This is a genomic window from Pantoea sp. X-Soil-OKNW-556, from assembly GCF_059730695.1.
Window position 1 is genome coordinate 4,176,660 of the sequence record NZ_AP035990.1, and the last position, 17,847, is coordinate 4,194,506.

Genomic DNA, 17,847 nt, shown 5'->3' on the forward strand with positions numbered 1-17,847 from the left:
ACATGCACGGCCCCGGGAAGTGCTATGCTGCTGAAGCCGCAGCTTATCGCCCTTCCCGCTGCTTAAACCTGACGAGGGATGCCTGGTGCCACCGCAGAGACGAAACCGCGATTTTGGTTGGCTGTTGATTGTTTGTGCCGGGCTGCTGCCGCTGGTGCTTGGCATCCTCTGCACGGCCATTGAAGCACGCCACACCGTGCATCAGCAGCAAATCACCACTGCTAACTCCCTACTGGCTCAGGCAGAAAGAATGAGCGACAGCGCCTGGGACATGATCACCGAGTTGCGCCAGTTCCACTATCAACCCTGTTCGGCGATTGAAGACAAGCTGCAACGTGAAGGTAACCTGAACGCCTATTTTCGCTCCATCGGCAAGCTGGAAGGCGATAACGTGACCTGCTCCTCGGCATACGGGATGAATCCCGGTTCCCTGAGCGAAATGATGCTGCGTCACCCCCCCGTAACCGGCAAAGCCTGGTGGAGTATCTCAATCCGTGGGACATTTGGCGTGCCAAACCGCCCGGCAGTGATCTTTGTGCGGCAACTGCCTGATGGTGAAGGCTTTTGGGCGGTGATTGATGGTCAGTATTTGATGGATTTTATGCGCGCATTGGGCGAGTCGCGTGGCTATCGCATGACCATGCGGTTTAATGACGGTGCCCCCATCACCAGCGGGCCGGCGGAGCAGTTGCCGGAAACCTACCTGAAAAGTGAACCCTGGCGGGCAGAATCCAGCCGCTATCCCATCAGCGTCGAAGTGGTGGTCCCTCCCAGCGAACTGTTGAAGGCGTGGCGGCAGGCGTTGTTTATTTTCCTGCCGATGGCGGCGATTTTTTCCATTTTGCTGATGATTCTCACCGCCAACTGGTTGCGTCGTCGTATCTCCTGGCGGGATGAAATTCGTCGCGCGATGCGCAACCGCCAGTTTTCGGTCCATTATCAGCCGGTCTACAGCATGGCCGCGCAGCACTGCAACGGTGTCGAAGCGTTGCTACGCTGGCATTTGCCAAACGGCGATACCATCCGGCCTGACATTTTTATCAGCGCAGCAGAAGAGGAAGGCATGATTGTGCCGCTGACGCGTCATTTGCTGGAGCTGATGGCGGAAGACATTCAGAGCTGGCAAGTGGAACCGGGGTTCCATATCGGGTTGAACCTGGCGGCAGAACATTTGCAACACCCGGAGTTTGTCGCAGATATCCAGCTGTTCGCCAGACGCGTGCAGAACAAAAAATTGCAGATAACCCTGGAGCTGACCGAGCGCAGTTTGATTCACGACGGTGAGGATGTGGCGCGTAAGTTGCGATTGCTACAGTTGCAAGGGATGAAGGTGGCAATCGACGATTTCGGTACTGGTCACTGCTCGCTCAGTTATCTGCAAACTTTTCCACTCGATTATCTGAAAATTGATCGCGGCTTTATCAACGCGATTGAACGGCTGGATGGCGAAACCCCGGTACTGGACGCGATTATCAATCTGGCGCACAAGTTGCAGCTTGAGGTGCTCGGCGAAGGCGTTGAAACCTCGTTACAATTCCAGTACCTGCAACAGCGTGGTGTGGTATTTATTCAGGGCTATTATTACGCCTGGCCAATGGATAATGACCGGCTGCGCGCATGGCTCAATGAGCAGGGGCAGCAGCCGCTACTTGCTGAGGAATCCCATGAGTCTGAACTGCATCATTCTTGATGATTACCAGAATGTCGCCCTGACGCTTGCCGACTGGGCGACGCTGGAACCCCTGGTCCACACCACCGCCCTCACCACCCACATCGACGATCCCGACACGCTGGTCAGCCAAATTGAGCACGCCGATATTCTGGTGGTGATGCGTGAACGTACTCCGCTCAGCGCTGAGCTGATTGGCCGCCTGCCTAAACTGAAGCTGGTGGTCACGTCCGGCATGCGGAACGCCTCTATCGATCTCGATGCCTGCCGCGAACGTTATATCGCGGTATGCGGTACTGGCAGCAGCAGCGCACCGCCGCTGGAGCTGACCTGGGGACTCGTGCTGGGGCTGGCGCGTCATCTCGTCAGCGAGAATCAGGCGCTACGCAGCAATGGGCCGTGGCAGCAGACGCTGGGCATCGGGTTGCAGGGCAAAACCCTGGGATTGATTGGGCTGGGGAAAATTGGCGGCGAGATGGCGAAGGTGGCACAGGCATTTGGTATGCGAGTATGCGCCTGGAGCCAGAATCTGACCGCAGAGCGCGCGGCTGCCTGTGGGGCAGAAAAGATGAGCACGCTGCCCGCCTTGTTGCAGGCGAGTGATGTCGTCTCACTTCATCTGGTACTGAGCGATCGCACCCGCCATCTGCTGGATGCCGACGCGCTGGCGCAGATGAAAGCGGGCGCGCTGCTGATCAATACTTCGCGTGCTGCCCTGGTCGATCAGCCGGCAATGATCGCCGCCTTGCAAAGCGGGCAACTGGCGGGTGCCGGGCTGGATGTGTTTGATCAGGAACCGCTGCCAGCCGACCATCCGTTGCGCCAGTTAACGAACGTCCTCGCCACGCCACACCTGGGTTACGTGGCCGATAATAACTACCGCACCTACTTCACCGAAGCCGTAGAAAATATCAATGGTTGGGTAAAAGGCGCACCGCTGCGGTCCCTGCTGTAAACCTGCGTTTTACGCCCATTCATAGCCATAGTTTCAGCCACAAACTCGCTGGTTTTTGGCTGAAACATGACAAATATCACAAAAAAACGGTATACTCTGTCGCGGGATGCAATAATTGCCAGCGTAATTATTGCTGTAGCAAGCCGGAGAAACGCACTTTTTACGGCTATGCTTTAATTTTCTCAACGCCGCGGACTGACTGCTGTAACCCGGTCCGCGCCGTTGAGGACTTTCTGATTCCAGGACAGGGTAACCTCATGAAAATTCGTAGGAAACGTGTAAAACCGATCGGGCTGGATGATGTCACCATCATCGACGATAGCCGTTTACGTAAGGCCATCACCGCGGCATCTCTGGGTAACGCGATGGAATGGTTCGATTTTGGTGTGTATGGCTTCGTGGCGTATGCGCTGGGTAAGGTGTTTTTCCCGGACGCGACGCCCGGTATTCAGATGATCGCCGCGCTGGCGACCTTCTCCGTCCCCTTTCTGATCCGTCCGCTGGGTGGCCTGTTCTTCGGCATGCTGGGGGATAAATACGGTCGTCAGAAAATTCTCTCGATAACCATAGTCATTATGTCGATCAGTACCTTCTGTATCGGCCTGATACCTTCGTATGCGTCTATTGGCATCTGGGCGCCGGTGTTACTGCTGCTCGCCAAAATGGCGCAGGGCTTCTCGGTGGGCGGTGAATATACCGGCGCGTCGATCTTCGTCGCCGAATACTCGCCGGACCGTAAGCGTGGCTTTATGGGAAGCTGGCTGGATTTCGGTTCCATTGCCGGTTTCGTGCTGGGTGCCGGTCTGGTAGTACTGATCTCCACCATTATCGGCGAAGACCGCTTTCTGGAGTGGGGCTGGCGTCTGCCGTTCTTCCTTGCGCTGCCGTTAGGCATCATCGGGCTGTATCTGCGCCATGCGTTGGAAGAGACTCCGGCCTTCCAGCAGCATGTGGACAAGCTGGAACAGGGCGATCGTGAAGGTTTACGTGACGGCCCGAAAGTCTCGTTTAAAGAGATCGCCAGCAAACACTGGAAAAGCCTGCTGGCTTGCGTAGGTCTGGTGATTGCCACCAACGTGACCTATTACATGCTGCTGACCTATATGCCGAGCTACCTGTCGCATAACCTGCACTACTCGGAAGATCACGGTGTGCTGATTATCATCGCCATTATGATCGGGATGCTGTTTGTCCAGCCGGTGATGGGGATGCTGAGTGACCGTTTTGGCCGCCGCCCGTTTGTCATTATTGGTAGCATCGCGCTGTTCATCTGCTCCATTCCGGCGTTTATGCTGATTAACAGCGGCGTGATTGGGCTGATTTTTGCCGGTCTGCTGCTGCTGGCGGTGATCCTGAATGCCTTTACCGGTGTGATGGCCTCCTCGCTGCCCGCGATGTTCCCGACCCATATCCGCTACAGCGCACTCGCCAGTGCCTTCAACATCTCGGTGCTGATTGCCGGTCTGACGCCGACCGCCGCCGCCTGGCTGGTGGAGTCCACCAACAATCTCTACATGCCGGCTTATTATTTGATGGTGATTGCGGTGATTGGTTTGGTCACCGGCCTGTATATGAAAGAGACGGCGAATAAACCGTTGATTGGCGCAACGCCTGCGGCATCTGACATTGAAGAAGCGCGTGAAATCCTCCAGGAACATCACGACAACATCGAGCAGAAAATCGAAGATATCGATGCCGAGATCGCGAAACTGGAAGCGAAGCGTAAAAACCTGGTGCAGCAGCACCCGGATATCAACGAGTAATTCTCCCTCCACTCCCGCTTCGGCGGGAGTTTTCATTTGCTGCGCAGCACACAAACCTTCATCCACCGCCGTGAAAAGGAGTAGACTGGCGCTACTTTTTTCACCTGTAAGTAAGAATGAGCATGTCTGATTTTTCTCTTATCCAGCGTCCAAGAAGGCTGCGTAAAAGCGCCGCGATGCGTGAAATGTTCCAGGAAACCAGCCTGAGCCTCAGCGATTTGGCGCTGCCCATCTTCGTTGAAGAAGGGGTGGATGATTACAAACCCATTACCGCCATGCCAGGCGTGATGCGTATTCCCGAAAAACGTCTGGCGTATGAAATCGAGCGTATTGCCAAAGCGGGTATCCGTTCGGTGATGACCTTTGGTATTTCGCACCACACCGATGCCACCGGCAGCGATGCATGGAACGAAAACGGCCTGGTGGCGCGTATGTCGCGCATCTGCAAAGACACCGTGCCAGAGATGATCGTCATGTCTGACACCTGTTTCTGCGAATACACCAGCCACGGCCACTGCGGCGTGCTGTGCGACCACGGTGTCGATAACGACGCCACCCTGATTAACCTCGGCAAGCAGGCAGTGGTTGCCGCGCAGGCCGGTGCTGATTTTATTGCGCCGTCAGCGGCAATGGATGGTCAGGTTAAAGCGATTCGTCAGGCGCTCGACGCCGCCGGATTTACCGATACCGCCATCATGTCTTACTCCACCAAGTTCGCGTCTTCGTTCTACGGTCCGTTCCGTGAAGCGGCGGGTACGGCGCTGAAAGGCGATCGCAAAACTTATCAGATGAATCCGATGAACCGCCGTGAAGCGATTCGCGAATCGCTGATTGATGAAGCGGAAGGTGCCGATTCGCTGATGGTGAAACCGGCTGGAGCCTACCTTGATATCCTGCGTGATATCCGCGAGCGTACCACGCTGCCGCTGGCTGCCTATCAGGTAAGCGGTGAGTACGCGATGATCAAATTCGCCGCGCAAGCCGGTGCCATTGATGAACGCAATGTGGTACTGGAAAGCCTTGGTGCCATTAAGCGCGCCGGTGCTGATTTGATTTTCAGCTATTTTGCCCTTGATCTCGCCGAGCAAAAAATGCTCTGATCACCGTTACGCTTATCAGCCGTTGTTTGGCGGCTGATAAGTTATTACGGCCATCTTTTGTTGTGGCACAACACCAGTTCTGTAGCACCTGCATCCTATAAGAAGAGTAACGCGATGAAAGCACCTGCACTGCCCGCAGACGAGTCATATCGTCTGGCTCAGTTACGTGCGCTCAACATTCTGCATACCCCGGCAGAAGAGCGTTTTGACCGTCTGACCCGCCTCGCCCGTCGTCTGTTTGGTGTGCCGATTGCGCTGGTAAGTCTGCTGGAGGAGGACCATCAATGGTTCAAATCTATCGCGGGACAATCCGGTGAAACCGCGCCGCGCAATACCTCCTTTTGCGGCCATGCCATCTTACAGGATGATGTGATGGTGGTGGAGAATGCGCTGGAAGACGAACGTTTCCACGATAATCCCTTAGTCACTGGCGAGAACCCAGTACGCTTCTATGCGGGTTGCCCGCTGCGTACCCCTGCCGGTGCCAAAGTCGGCACCCTGTGCATTGTCGACCACCATGCCCGTGCGTTTGATGCCGAGGATTGCCACACGCTGCGCGATCTGGCGGCGATGGCGGAAGCTGAGCTGGTGGCTTTCCAGACCGCCACCTCCGACGAGCTGACACAAATCACCAATCGCCGTGGCTTTATGACGCTGGGGCAACTGGCGTTGAACGAATGTCAGTTGAAGCAGTTGCCCGCCAGCCTGACGTTTCTCGACCTCGACCGCTTTAAAGAGATCAATGACACCCTCGGCCATCGTGAAGGCGATCGGGCGTTGATGGATTTTGCCGATGCAATGAAGGTGAGTTTCCGTCATGCGGATCTGTTCGCGCGTCTGGGCGGTGATGAATTTGTGGTGCTGTTTAACGGCCTGCAACAAGCAGATGCCGAGGGAGTACTGGAGCGCTTTGATCGGTTGCTGCAAAAACAGACGCGCGATCTGAACCGGCGCTATCAACTACATTTTTCGTCCGGCATCGTCGAGTTTGATCCACACCACCCGTTGTCGCTGGAGCAACTGCTGGAAAACAGCGACGAACGGATGTATGCCGCGAAAAAACTGCGTAAACAGACGCGATAAACCGCAAACAACTTGCGCGATAAATCGCGCCGCTACGGAATAGGTGAAATCGGTAGCGGCGCGATTCATCGCACGGTGTTGACCTTACCGCGCCAGGTCATCAATCAACGTCTGATTAAACTTCTGCGGTTCTTCCATCTGCGGCGCATGCCCCATGCCGGGGAATTCAATCAGGCGCGCGCCAGGGATCAGTTTTGCCACCTGTTTACCCAGCACATTGTAATGCCCCAACTGCGCTTTCACCGCTGGCGGTGCGATATCGCTACCGATGGCGGTGGTGTCGGAGGTGCCGATCATCAGGGTGGTCGGCACTTTCAGATCTTTAAATTCGTAGTACACCGGCTGGGTAAAAATCATGTCGTAGATCAGCGCTGAGTTCCAGGCGACCTTTTTATGCCCCGGACCGCTGTTTAACCCGGCCAACATATCCACCCATTTGTCATATTCCGGCTTCCACTGGCCGACGTAATAGGTTTGCTGCTCATACTTTTTGATACCGGCGGCGTTGAGCTTCAGCTCGCGTTGATACCACTGATCCACCGAACGCCAGGGCGCGCCTTTGGCTTTCCAGTCTTCCAGACCAATCGGGTTCACCAGCACCAGTTTTTGCGTCTGCTGTGGATACATCAGCGCATAGCGCGTAGCCAGCATGCCGCCGGTCGAGTGGCCGACAATCACCGCCTTATCGACACCCAGTTGCTGCAATAACTGATGGGTGTTCTGCGCCAGTTGCTGGAAGGTGTATTGATAATTCGCGGGTTTGCTGGAACTACAGAAACCAATCTGGTCCGGTGCCACCACGCGATAGCCCTGCTGGCTCAGTGCCTTGATGGTGTCTTCCCAGGTGGCACCGCAGAAGTTTTTGCCATGCATCAGCACCACCGTCTGCCCATTGGCATGCTGCGCGGGCTGCACATCCATATACCCCATGCTGAGCGTCTGCTGCTGGGAGGCGAAGTTAAAGTGCTGCAACGGATAAGGGTACTGGAATCCTTCCAGTTGTTCTCCATAGACGTTGGCGGCAAGCGCTGATGCGCTGCTCATCAGCATCAGCGAAGAGATCAATAACTTCACGGGAAAACGTAACGCCATCAGGACATCTCCTGTCAGATCAAAAGATCGAGTGTGGCATGTTACGCGTATCGCTGTATTGATGGGCCGTGCCATCAGTAAATTTCCCTGATGTATGGCAACCGATGTGGCGCAAAAAATCAGGTTATGGGATTTACGTTAACTAATTAGGGTTAAATCAGGATATTCCCTCAACAAATAAACAACATATAACGGTCAAATCTCACGAGTTGCGAGAATAGTCTGATAGCAGAAAAATAAACCTCAACTTCCTGATAAAACTTTACGTAACAAGGCACACGGAAAGATAAGTTAAATTACACTGTGCGCACTGACCTGGAGGTGCTATATGCAAGAGAGAAAATACAATGAAGGTGTCATTCTCGCCGTAACTGAATGGATTGTTGAAAACTTAGATCAACGCTTAAGCATTGATGATATTGCGCAAAAATCTGGTTATTCAAAATGGTATTTGCAGAAACTTTTCGCCCGTTGTCATAATGAAACTCTGGCACGTTTTATTCGCAAAAAGAAACTGGCCGCCAGCGTTGTCGAGCTGAAAAACAGCGAAGCAACGATTATCAGCCTGGCCGTAAAATACCATTTTGAAAGCCAGCAATCTTTTACCCGTTCATTTAAACAAATGATGGGTTGTACCCCGCTTGCATGTCGTAAAAAACAATTAAGCGGCGAACGGCAACAGCAACTGACAGAATGTGAAGATCCTTGCGTCTTGTGTCGCCTGGAATCTGTCGCCAACAGCAAAGTGATGCCAGAGATTCTGCCACCACCGATGCGGTCGGGTCAGTTTCCGGTGCGCCGTATTGACTGTGTGATGCAATGAGACAAAGCGCGATAATCGCGCTTTTTTTTATCGTGTCTTTCAGGCAAAAAAAAGCCCCTTCCGGGGCTTTTCGCATTATTTGTAGACCTGGGCTACCGCGTCGAAATTATTTCCGTGTTGGCGTGCAGCCTCGACCACATAATATTTTCCGCCTTTCTCATCAGCCATCTCTGACAAACGTTGATGCAGATCCATCGGCGAGCTGATGGCACCGCCAGTATCGGATACGCTAATATTTCCCAGCGACTCAAGTTTAAAGTGTTCCGCTTCCTGCGCAGAAATATTATTGGCGGCCATAACCGGTACGCTCGCACCAAGCAGCAACGCAGACAGAATATATTTTTTCATCAGCTCGTCCTCTTCAATTGTCGTGGTAATTTTCTATGGCTATTGTCCAATTAATCGCCACCCGACATTGATCTTTTTGAGCACTTATTATTCGTAGCTAAACGATTTATCGCGCCAAACCATTTAGCCCTGTAATTCCTGACCCGGTAATAATTTTTCCGACATCAAACGGCGGCATTGGGTACGGTCCTGATGGGCTTGCTGTTGCAGTTCAGGCGACAAGCCTTGCCACACCATTTGCAGATGCTCACCGAGACCGCGCTGGAAGTGAATTTTTTGCAGCGCATAGTCTGAATTACTGCCTTCAATAATCTGCTGCATATCCTGCACCGAATTACTGCGCCCATCATGGGTTAAGGTACAAAACATGGCGATGTAATACGCCTTGTCCTCGTCACTGTAATGCGGCGTAAACCACCAGACCAAAGCGCTGATAATGATCAGCAACGGCAGGATAAATTTCAGTTTTAACATGGGGAAAATAACCAAATGGAAAAAAACGCCGCGATGTTAACAGATTCGCGGCGTTGCGGTTTAGTGCAGGATGCCACTTAACCCGTGATAACCCATATAAAGTGCCACCAGCGCGATCAGGGTGCCGGAGAACCAGGGCGCACGGCGTGCCAGCGTATCCAACCCCTGCCAGCGCTGGGTGGCTTTTTGTACGCTTAACGCGGCAGCGGCCCCCACCCCTACCAGCGTCAGTGCCAGGCCAATGCTGAAACACAGCACCAGCGCAGCGCCAAGGCTGAAGGCTTTCACCTGAATGCACAACAACAGTACCGTGATGGCCGCCGGACAGGGGATCAGGCCGCCGGTTAAACCAAACAGGATAATCTGCCCGTTGGTCACTTCACGGCTGGCAAAACGCTTTTTGATATCGCTGGCATGGGCACGCTCATGCGCATCCTGAAAACTGCCATCATGCTCGCCAGGTGCGCGCTGGACCTCCCCCTGCTGCCATGCCACATCGTAATCATGGGAATGACCAGCATGACCGAGTGACAGACGCGCATTGAAGGTATGCGGTTGTGGCACCGCCAGTGTCGATTGCAGGACACCGTCCTGTGCGGCGAAGGTAAAGATTTGCGAGAACCCCATTCCGCGCCGGGTCGCGAGGCTAACCTGGCTGGCCTGCCATGCCGCGCCATCCAGAGTACGCAGTTGCCAGTGGCCCTGATGCAGCGCCAGTTCAATATGGCCGTGCCCGGTGTCGAGCACCTGCGCATCTGCCCGCTGCTCGTGCTGATGTTGCTTGCGCTGCTGCTCGCTTTGCCAGGTACGCCAAATCATCCAAAGCGCGGTTGCCAGAATGATAATGGCGGAGATCAGTTGGAACCAAGGTTCGGCAGTATCGGCCGTCAGCTTGCGGCTGACATACATCCCCCCTAACGCGACCAGCCAGACAATCAAGGTATGCGACAGGGTTGCCGCCAGCCCCAGCATCACTGCCTGTTTAACCGTGCCGCGAATCGCCACGATAAACGCCGCCATCATGGTTTTTGAATGTCCCGGCTCCAGGCCGTGTAATGCCCCCAGCAAAATTGCACTGGGGATAAACAGCCAGGCGCTGGAGGTGCCCTGGCTGATCAGGACGGCAAAATCAGTCATATTTTCTCTCATTGTCACGGTGCGGCAGATGCAATTGTCTGACACTGCGAATATACTATACCCCACTATAGTATTGATCAACGGATGTCACGCCATGTCTCATACCCTGAAAGACCAAAAGAAATTGCTGGCGCGCGTACGCCGCATCAAAGGCCAGACCGAATCACTGGAAAAAGCGCTGGTGGGCGGGGAAGAGTGTCTGAAGGTGTTGCAGCAGGTCGCAGCGGTGCGGGGGGCGATTAACGGATTAATGAGTGAGTTGCTGGAAGGACATATTCGCGAGCACCTGATGAACCCACACGCCAGCGAGCAAGAGCGCAACGCCGATATGGAACAGATTATTGCGGTGGTGCGCAGTTATATGAAGTAACAACATCGCGCGATAAATAGGTGTGGATTACGTAGCGGCGCGATTTATCGCGCCTTTTTCCTCAAAATCGCTCAAACCGATACGGCGTGGGGTCGATCAGCGGCGTATGACCGGAGACCAGATCGGCCGCCAGTTGCCCGGCTGCCGGTGACGTACCGAAACCGTGACCGGAAAAACCGGTCGCCAGCGTCAGACCCGGCAAGCTGGCAACCGGGCCGATGACCGGGTTCGAATCGGGCGTCACATCAATCACCCCAGCCCAGGCCTGCGCCAGCTCGGCTTGCTCAAACACCGGCCAGGCCGCACGCAGGTTACGCATCGCCTCCTGATTGAGCGCCGGGTTAGCCGCCGGATCGAGCGTACGAACACGTTCGAACGGCGAACGTCGATCGCCACGCCAGCGTCGAGCCAGCGCCAGGTCTTTAACAAAATAGCGGCCAAGCGAGATACGCAGATTGTCCCGCGCATGACGCAATTGGGGTAAATAGCGCGTCCCCAGCAGCAGATGGTCGAGGGTCAGCGGCGCATCCAACGCGCCACGCTGAGTAATAACAAATCCACCATCCTGGTGTTTGCGGAACGAGAAATCCGGCGCACCCACGGCGATATGGGTTGGCCCCTCCATCGGTTTAGTGCGCATCACCGAACAGATCAATGGCAGTGTCGGCAGCGCAATCCCCTGGTTGCCAAGGAAACGCCGCGACCAGGCTCCCGCCGCCAGCAGCACCTGGTCACAGCGAATTTCGCCACGTTCGGTAATCACCCCGCTAACCTTGCCGTCGCTGGTTTCCAGCGTGCGCACCGCGCACTGCTCAACAATGATCGCCCCGCGCGCGATAGCCGCTTTCGCAATCGCGCTGGCAGCGAGCGTCGGTTCTGCCCGACCATCGGAGGCGGTGAAAATCCCCCCCGCCCAATGCCCCTGCCCTCCCGGCACCCGTTGTGCAATCTCCGCTTTGCTCAGCAATTGCGTATCCAGCGCCAGCGGCGCTACCGCCTTAAACCAGCTTTCATGCAGCGCCATCTGGGCTTCGTTGCGGGCGATAAACATAATGCCCGCCTGACGATATCCCACATCGCTGCCAACACGCGCCGCCATGCCCGCCCACAGACGATCGGCAGCCTGCGCCAGTGGAATATCATCGGCAGCACGGCTGGTTTTACGAATCCAGCCCAGATTACGCGATGACTGCTCGCCCGCGATGCGGCCTTTTTCCAGCACCACCACCGGGATGCTGCGCTCCGCCAGCGTTAGCGCGGCGGTTAAACCGACAATGCCGCCGCCAATAATCACCACCGTGGTGGCGGAGGGGAAAGCGGCAGAGGTGGTAACGGGGGTAATTTGCGGTGACATAACGCGCCTCCTGTGATGCCTTACAGCGCCACGGTGATTTCCTGTATTGCGGCCTGACCGGCCCCACGGTATGCCGTAACCTCCAGCTCCACCTTGTAAACCGTGGAACCCAGCGGCGGGCAAGTCACGGTGGTGGCCGGGTTGATGCCACGAAACTTCTCGCCGATGATGGCCATTACCGTCGGCACATCGTCCGGTTCCTGAATAAACACCCGCGAGAACACCACATCCTTGAGCGAGGCATCAATCGCCGCCAGCGCCGCTTCGATATTGGCAAACACCTGCAAGGTTTGCTCCGTGACATCGGCCGGAATCTCCTTGCTGACCGGGTTGCGGCCTGCGGTATTGGAGACATAAATCCAGTTATCCACCGCGACAATGCGTGAATAACTGCCCATCTCTTCAAATTTTGAACCGGTTTTTACTTTAATAATCTGCGTCATGCTGGTTTCCTTGGTTAGCTGAGTACCGGGGTTTCCCACAGGTTTAATTTCACGCCGATGCCTTTTGCGATCGCGTTGCGATACACCACCGTGCCCCAGGCAACATCTTCCACCGGCATACCACCGACGGACATGATGATGATCTCTTCATCGTTTTGGCGGCCAGGTGCATCACCGGCAACGATTTTGCCAATATCTTCCAGTTGCTCCGCTGCCAGCTTGCCTTCGGCGATCATGTCCATAAAACGCACGCCGATAACCGGGATGGTTTTATGGGCGGGTTTCGGCACCTCCTCGAACCACGCCTGATACAGGCCGGTGTTATCCAGCACTTTGCGCACGTCGGGTTGCTCCATCCCGACGTCGATGTTGCACAGCGCAGGCATGGCAAGAAACGCCCCTGGCTTTACCCACTCGCGTTTGACCAGTGGATAGCTGTCCGGGTCGCCCACCTCGCCGGAACTGCAATAGGTCACGATGTCGGAGTCACGCACCACCGCTTCGAGGGTATCGACGATTTCGATATGTTTGATTTGCGGATACGTCTCCTGCACCCAGGTGAGGAAGTTATCGAGGCTACGCTGCCCACGCCCCTTCACTTTGATGGTGTCGATCAGCGGGCACACCGCGATAAACGCGGCGACGGCGGTTTTACCCATCACCCCGGGTCCCAGCAGGCCAATTACGCGGGAATCCTTGCGTGCCAGATGGCGCGCGCCCACGCCGGGTACTGCGCCGGTACGATATGCCGACAACAGGTTCGCTGACATATGCGCCAGCGGTGCGCCGGTATCCGCATCGTTAAGGGTGAACATCAGAATCGAGCGCGGCAGTCCTTTTTCGCGGTTGGCGATATTCGAGCCATACCATTTCACCCCGGCGGTACAGAAGCTGCCGCCGAGATAGGCGGGCATCGCCATTAAACGTCGGTCAGCCGTGGGCTTCGGCATCGTGGGAAAGGGCGAGTTTTCCGGGAAGGTCACCATCGCGCCGTGCGAATCGTTATTGGCCCCGGCCATGCGGTAGTCGCCTTGATACAGCAGGCCAAACATCTCCTCCATGGTATCGACACAGGCAGGCATGTCGGTGACGCCTGCGCGGATCATGTCCCGCTCCGACAGGTAGATAAAATCAATCCGGGTTGAATCTGTCATGGCTAACCCCTTTTCAGTCTTCGTTCGTATTCCCGCCAGCGCAGTGTGTCTGGCGTGCAGGTGGATGCCTTTAGGAATACGTGACTGGATTCGGGCTGTATTGAATATTTGCGACATCCGCGTGGCACAGCGCTTGCATGATCCCGCTATCCCTGTTCAGCCTGTAGCGGAGCGCGCGATGTCTGAGAATTCCCTTTATCGTCATGGCGGCAGCTTTCACCCGGAACAGCCGTTTTTCGTGCTGAATGCCGCGCAACATTACTCCGTGATCGCCTCAGAAAACCCGGCGATTTCACACTTTTACAGCTTCGATGTCGCGCAATCGGCAGGCATGACGCTGGCGATTCCCGATGGCTGCGTCGATATCGTGTTTGATTGCGATCCGCTCAACCCGAAAGGGCGCGTGTGCGGCACCACGCTGGAAGCACGCGGCGCCGACATGCTGCACAACCATCATTATTTTGGCGTGCGGTTCGCGCCAGGCGTTATCCCCGACTTCCTTGATGTGATGGCAGAGGAGATCCCCGACCATGAATTCAGCTTTCTTGATGTGGTACCTGATGCCCGACTGGCGTTTGAACAAATTGTGCAAAGCCACAGCTTTTCACAGCAAATTTCGTTATTTAACGCCCACTTCACGCCACGGCTGGTGCGCAAAGCCTCATCGGTAACTGCCTTTATCATCCACGCGATGCGCCAGCAAAAGGGCAATATTCGCGTCGATCAACTGGAAGCCCTGACCGGTTATACCTGCCGCACCATTCAGCGGCAGTTCCGCCAGGATACCGGTTTGTCGCCCAAAGCCTTCAGCCGCATTCTGCGCTGCCAGTCGGCGCTAACCAGCATCCATGCGCAGGGTAATATTTCCTTTAGCGATCTGGCGTTTAACCTCGGGTTCAGCGACCAGTCCCACTTCCTGCGTGAATTTAAAAAGTTCGTCAGCACCACGCCCTGCGACTATCAACGCCGGATTGCCCACGACGCGTTGTTCCATCGCTTGCGCTATCACTGAGCACTAAAACGGTGCAACTCTGCACCGTTGCTCTGTCCGATTTTTTCTATCTGTCATCGTCATCGCTGAGAAATGATGCAGCGAAGTTACCTGCTTCAGGCGACGCAGATCGCCTGAGAAATTTCACTCTCTCCATAGAGGCGCTGGCGATGAACAACGATACCGGTTTACGCAAAAATACGTTGGGCTTGTTTTCTCTGGTCTTTTTTGTGGTGGCGGCGGCGTCGCCGCTGACTGGCGTGGTCGGTGGCCTGCCGGTGGCGATTATTTCCGGCAATGGCGGTGGCATTCCGGTGTTTTACATCCTGTCGTGCGTCATTTTGATGCTGTTCGCGGTGGGCTTTATCGCCATGAGTCGCCACGTCAATAACGCCGGTGCCTTCTATACCTATATCTCCAAAGGTCTGGGAGAAAACTGGGGCGCATCGGCGTCGGTACTGGCGTTAATGGCCTACTTCTCCATCCAAATCGCGATTGTCGCCATGCTCGGCTTCTTTACCCAGCTGTTCCTTGAAGAACATCTCAGCACCCATATTCCCTGGTGGGCGCTGAGTATGTTGTTTGCGGTGATTGCCTGGGTTCTGGGCATCAAACGGGTTGAGGTGGGCGGTAAGTTACTGGGCGTGCTGATGCTGGCCGAGGTCGCGATCGTGCTGCTGACCGATGTGATGCTGCTGGTGAAAAAAGCCGGTCCTTACACCTTCCAGTCGTTTGAGCCGTCCGTGTTTATGCAAGGCAACCTCGGTATCGCCTTTATCTTTACCATCGCCGCCTTTATCGGTTTTGAATCAACGGCGATCTATGCCGAAGAGTGCCGCGATCCACAGAAAACCGTGCCACGCGCCACCATTTGCGCCCTGCTGCTCATCACCGCCTTTTTCTGCTTTACCAGTTGGTCGCTGGTGCAGGCCTATGGCTTCGATGAAATTGTGGCCATCGCCAGCAAAGATCCCGGCAATTTTGTCTTCAACATCACCCGTCAGTATGTCGGCCAGTGGGCGGTGGATACCATGTCGGTGTTGTTGATCACCAGCCTGTTCGCCGCCACCCTGGCGTTTCACAACAATATCTCCCGCTATCTGTTTAGCATCAGCCGTGATGGTCTGATCTGGAAAGAGCTGTGCAAAACCCATCCCACCAACGGTACGCCACATAACGCCAGCCATCTGCATAGCGTGATTCTGTTGCTGTTACTGGCGGGGATGGGCAGCGCCGGGCTGGACCCGATGGTGCACATCTTTGCCATCGGTTCGGCGGTCGCTACCCTGTGTATCCTGATTCTGCAATTGGGCGTGTCAGCGGCGGTGGTGCTGTTTTTCCGTCGCGTCGTAACGGATGACAGCCGGTTTCAGGTGTTCTGGGCACCGCTGCTGTCGATTATTTGTATGACCCTCACCATCATTCTGGTGGTGAACAATCTGCAATCCCTGAGTGGCAGCGATTCCAGCGTGGTGAAGATGATCCCGTGGTTTATCGCCGCCTGTGCGCTGGCGGGTTACGGCATGTCATTGAAGCGTGGAATGAAAGTGGCGGTGATAAAAAAATAATCTGCCTTAGCTGCTTTAACTCAGTTTCCCCCTGAATATCCCTATATGTAGCGGCGCGATTTATCGCGCTCTTTTCAGGCTGTGGCATGACCTGCAAAGACCCGCGCGATAAATCGCGCCGCTACTCAATGCACCATCGTTTCCCGCCCCACGCTTCCCAACATTGGGCAACATCATTCAGTTTCAGAATCATCCTAATAAAATCGTTAACACTGTTAATTTATTGACATGAAGCCGTGTTAAATTTTACTAATGTATTACGGTGCCATCGCGTATTTACGCGATGATAATCAGATCCAATCTCTACACAAATAAGTGACATATCAGCTTTAGCAGGCCGCAATATCACCTCGGTTTATTCAGATAATCGGGTGAAAAGTGACATTGCGGTGACAGAATTATCTCCATATTAACTGGCTTGACACCATTTTCACGTAACCGAGTGAGATGCGTATCTCATTTATCTTTCATGGAAAAAACAATCAGGAAATCAGGTAATGGCTATTGATATTTATTTGAAAGTTGACGGAACAACCGGTGAGTCCCAGGACAGCAATCACAAAGGATGGACCGATGTACTCTCCTTTACATGGGGGGCTGCACAACCGGGAAATATGTCAGTTGGCGGCGGCGGTGGTGCTGGCAAAGTGGCTTACCGTGATCTGAATATTAAGGCGTTGATTGATAAATCCACCCCGGCGATTTTGAAGTTCTGCTCCAGCGGTAAACATGTCGACAAAGTCGAGCTGTCAGTTTGTAAGGCCGGTGGCAACCAGGTTGAATATTCAAAGATCACTCTTGAAGACGTGCTGGTTACGCAAACCGACTTCAACGGCGTGGGTCAGAGCGACACCATCGTAGTGGATTACGCCTTCCAGGCGGCCAAAGTCTCCATGAGCTATTGGGAACAGGGCGAGAGTGGTACCAAAGGTGCCGAAAGCAAAGTGAGCTGGGACATTAAGCAAAACAAAGAAAGCTAAACACGCATGACACCCTGATATCACGACAAGGCGATGGTAAACACAATGGCGATAGATATTTTTTTAAAAGTGGATGGCATCAATGGTGAATCGCAAAATGCGAATCACAAGAACTGGATCGATGTGTATTCATTTAGCTGGGGTGCAAAGCAACCCGGTAATATGGCGGTGGGTGGTGGTGGTGGCGCAGGTAAAGTGAATTATCGTGACCTTACTGTGCAGGCGCTGGTTGATAAAGGTACCCCGGCGTTACTGAAATATTGCTCCAGCGGCAAACATATTGCCAAAGTTCAACTGTCAGTCTGCAAAGCCGGCGGTCAGGAAGTCGAATATACCCTTATTACGCTGGAAGATGTGTTGGTAACACAAACCGATTATATCGGCGTAGCACATGGATCAACCCTGGGTATGGAATACGCATTTCAGGCCAGTAAGGTGGCGATGGAATATTGGGAACAGACTTCGCAGGGGAATAAAGGCGCGTCAGTGCAGATGGGTTGGGATATCAAACAAAACAAAGAAGTCTAACCACGCTCGGGGGCG

At 54.5% G+C, this 17,847-nt stretch carries 18 protein-coding genes; 11 read left to right on the plus strand and 7 right to left on the minus strand.

Annotated features, from left to right (window positions below):
• The first annotated feature begins 85 nt into the window (after window positions 1-85).
• The 5 genes from AC6I8T_RS19490 (at window position 86) to AC6I8T_RS19510 (ending at window position 6,570) form a co-directional block, all read left to right on the plus strand.
• The gene (locus tag AC6I8T_RS19490) at window positions 86-1,690 is read left to right on the plus strand and encodes an EAL domain-containing protein (RefSeq protein WP_208724335.1); all 1,605 of its coding nucleotides are present in this window, start codon (window positions 86-88) and stop codon (window positions 1,688-1,690) included.
• Window positions 1,665-2,624 carry a D-2-hydroxyacid dehydrogenase family protein gene (locus AC6I8T_RS19495; RefSeq protein WP_208724336.1) on the plus strand — a complete coding sequence of 320 codons (960 nt, stop codon included), beginning with the start codon at window positions 1,665-1,667 and terminating at the stop codon, window positions 2,622-2,624. Before AC6I8T_RS19490 ends, AC6I8T_RS19495 begins: the two co-directional genes overlap by 26 nt.
• 257 nt (window positions 2,625-2,881) lie before the next feature.
• Complete coding sequence (proP, locus tag AC6I8T_RS19500) at window positions 2,882-4,387, plus strand: glycine betaine/L-proline transporter ProP (protein WP_021184892.1); 1,506 nt, start codon at window positions 2,882-2,884, stop codon at window positions 4,385-4,387.
• Between the two features lie 122 nt (window positions 4,388-4,509).
• On the plus strand, window positions 4,510-5,487 hold the full coding sequence (gene hemB, locus AC6I8T_RS19505; RefSeq protein ID WP_021184893.1) for a porphobilinogen synthase: 978 nt from the start codon (window positions 4,510-4,512) through the stop codon (window positions 5,485-5,487).
• Between the two features lie 114 nt (window positions 5,488-5,601).
• Window positions 5,602-6,570 (plus strand): GGDEF domain-containing protein, encoded by a 969-nt coding sequence (locus AC6I8T_RS19510; protein ID WP_497834247.1) that lies wholly within the window; start codon window positions 5,602-5,604, stop codon window positions 6,568-6,570.
• 84 nt (window positions 6,571-6,654) lie between these two features.
• Here the strand turns inward: AC6I8T_RS19510 and AC6I8T_RS19515 are convergent, their stop codons facing one another.
• Window positions 6,655-7,662: an alpha/beta fold hydrolase gene (locus AC6I8T_RS19515; RefSeq protein WP_208724338.1), complete on the minus strand. Its 1,008-nt coding sequence runs from the start codon at window positions 7,660-7,662 to the stop codon at window positions 6,655-6,657.
• 328 nt (window positions 7,663-7,990) lie between these two features.
• Here AC6I8T_RS19515 and AC6I8T_RS19520 point away from each other — a divergent pair, with 328 nt between their 5' ends.
• Window positions 7,991-8,485 (plus strand): helix-turn-helix domain-containing protein, encoded by a 495-nt coding sequence (locus AC6I8T_RS19520; RefSeq protein WP_208724339.1) that lies wholly within the window; start codon window positions 7,991-7,993, stop codon window positions 8,483-8,485.
• A 75-nt stretch (window positions 8,486-8,560) separates the two neighbouring features.
• Here the strand turns inward: AC6I8T_RS19520 and AC6I8T_RS19525 are convergent, their stop codons facing one another.
• From AC6I8T_RS19525 to AC6I8T_RS19535, 3 genes are all read right to left on the minus strand, one after another.
• Window positions 8,561-8,833 (minus strand): YdgH/BhsA/McbA family protein, encoded by a 273-nt coding sequence (locus AC6I8T_RS19525; RefSeq protein ID WP_021184897.1) that lies wholly within the window; start codon window positions 8,831-8,833, stop codon window positions 8,561-8,563.
• 123 nt (window positions 8,834-8,956) lie between these two features.
• Window positions 8,957-9,307 (minus strand): hypothetical protein, encoded by a 351-nt coding sequence (locus AC6I8T_RS19530; protein ID WP_021184898.1) that lies wholly within the window; start codon window positions 9,305-9,307, stop codon window positions 8,957-8,959.
• Between the two features lie 60 nt (window positions 9,308-9,367).
• Window positions 9,368-10,444, minus strand: coding sequence for a nickel/cobalt efflux transporter (locus tag AC6I8T_RS19535; RefSeq protein ID WP_208724340.1), 1,077 nt, complete (start codon window positions 10,442-10,444; stop codon window positions 9,368-9,370).
• Window positions 10,445-10,538: 94 nt separating this feature from the next.
• Here AC6I8T_RS19535 and AC6I8T_RS19540 point away from each other — a divergent pair, with 94 nt between their 5' ends.
• Window positions 10,539-10,814 carry a metal/formaldehyde-sensitive transcriptional repressor gene (locus AC6I8T_RS19540; protein WP_208724341.1) on the plus strand — a complete coding sequence of 92 codons (276 nt, stop codon included), beginning with the start codon at window positions 10,539-10,541 and terminating at the stop codon, window positions 10,812-10,814.
• Window positions 10,815-10,875: 61 nt separating this feature from the next.
• Here AC6I8T_RS19540 and AC6I8T_RS19545 read toward each other — a convergent pair whose 3' ends face one another.
• The 3 genes from AC6I8T_RS19545 to AC6I8T_RS19555 are packed head-to-tail and all read right to left on the minus strand — an operon-like array spanning window position 10,876 to window position 13,765.
• On the minus strand, window positions 10,876-12,168 hold the full coding sequence (locus AC6I8T_RS19545; protein WP_497834248.1) for an NAD(P)/FAD-dependent oxidoreductase: 1,293 nt from the start codon (window positions 12,166-12,168) through the stop codon (window positions 10,876-10,878).
• A 20-nt stretch (window positions 12,169-12,188) separates the two neighbouring features.
• On the minus strand, window positions 12,189-12,611 hold the full coding sequence (locus AC6I8T_RS19550; RefSeq protein ID WP_208724343.1) for a RidA family protein: 423 nt from the start codon (window positions 12,609-12,611) through the stop codon (window positions 12,189-12,191).
• 14 nt (window positions 12,612-12,625) lie between these two features.
• The gene (locus tag AC6I8T_RS19555; protein WP_497834249.1) at window positions 12,626-13,765 is read right to left on the minus strand and encodes an ornithine cyclodeaminase family protein; all 1,140 of its coding nucleotides are present in this window, start codon (window positions 13,763-13,765) and stop codon (window positions 12,626-12,628) included.
• A gap of 178 nt (window positions 13,766-13,943) precedes the next feature.
• Between AC6I8T_RS19555 and AC6I8T_RS19560 the strand changes: the two genes are divergently transcribed.
• The 4 genes from AC6I8T_RS19560 to AC6I8T_RS19575 all read left to right on the plus strand — a co-directional run bounded on the left by AC6I8T_RS19560 (window position 13,944) and on the right by AC6I8T_RS19575 (window position 17,832).
• Window positions 13,944-14,777, plus strand: a complete 834-nt coding sequence (locus AC6I8T_RS19560; RefSeq protein WP_415173638.1) for a helix-turn-helix domain-containing protein — start codon at window positions 13,944-13,946, stop codon at window positions 14,775-14,777.
• Between the two features lie 149 nt (window positions 14,778-14,926).
• Window positions 14,927-16,324 (plus strand): APC family permease, encoded by a 1,398-nt coding sequence (locus AC6I8T_RS19565; protein WP_036626733.1) that lies wholly within the window; start codon window positions 14,927-14,929, stop codon window positions 16,322-16,324.
• A gap of 497 nt (window positions 16,325-16,821) precedes the next feature.
• Window positions 16,822-17,304, plus strand: a complete 483-nt coding sequence (locus AC6I8T_RS19570) for an Hcp family type VI secretion system effector (protein WP_021184906.1) — start codon at window positions 16,822-16,824, stop codon at window positions 17,302-17,304.
• Between the two features lie 45 nt (window positions 17,305-17,349).
• Window positions 17,350-17,832, plus strand: coding sequence for an Hcp family type VI secretion system effector (locus AC6I8T_RS19575; protein ID WP_021184907.1), 483 nt, complete (start codon window positions 17,350-17,352; stop codon window positions 17,830-17,832).
• Window positions 17,833-17,847: the final 15 nt, after the last annotated feature.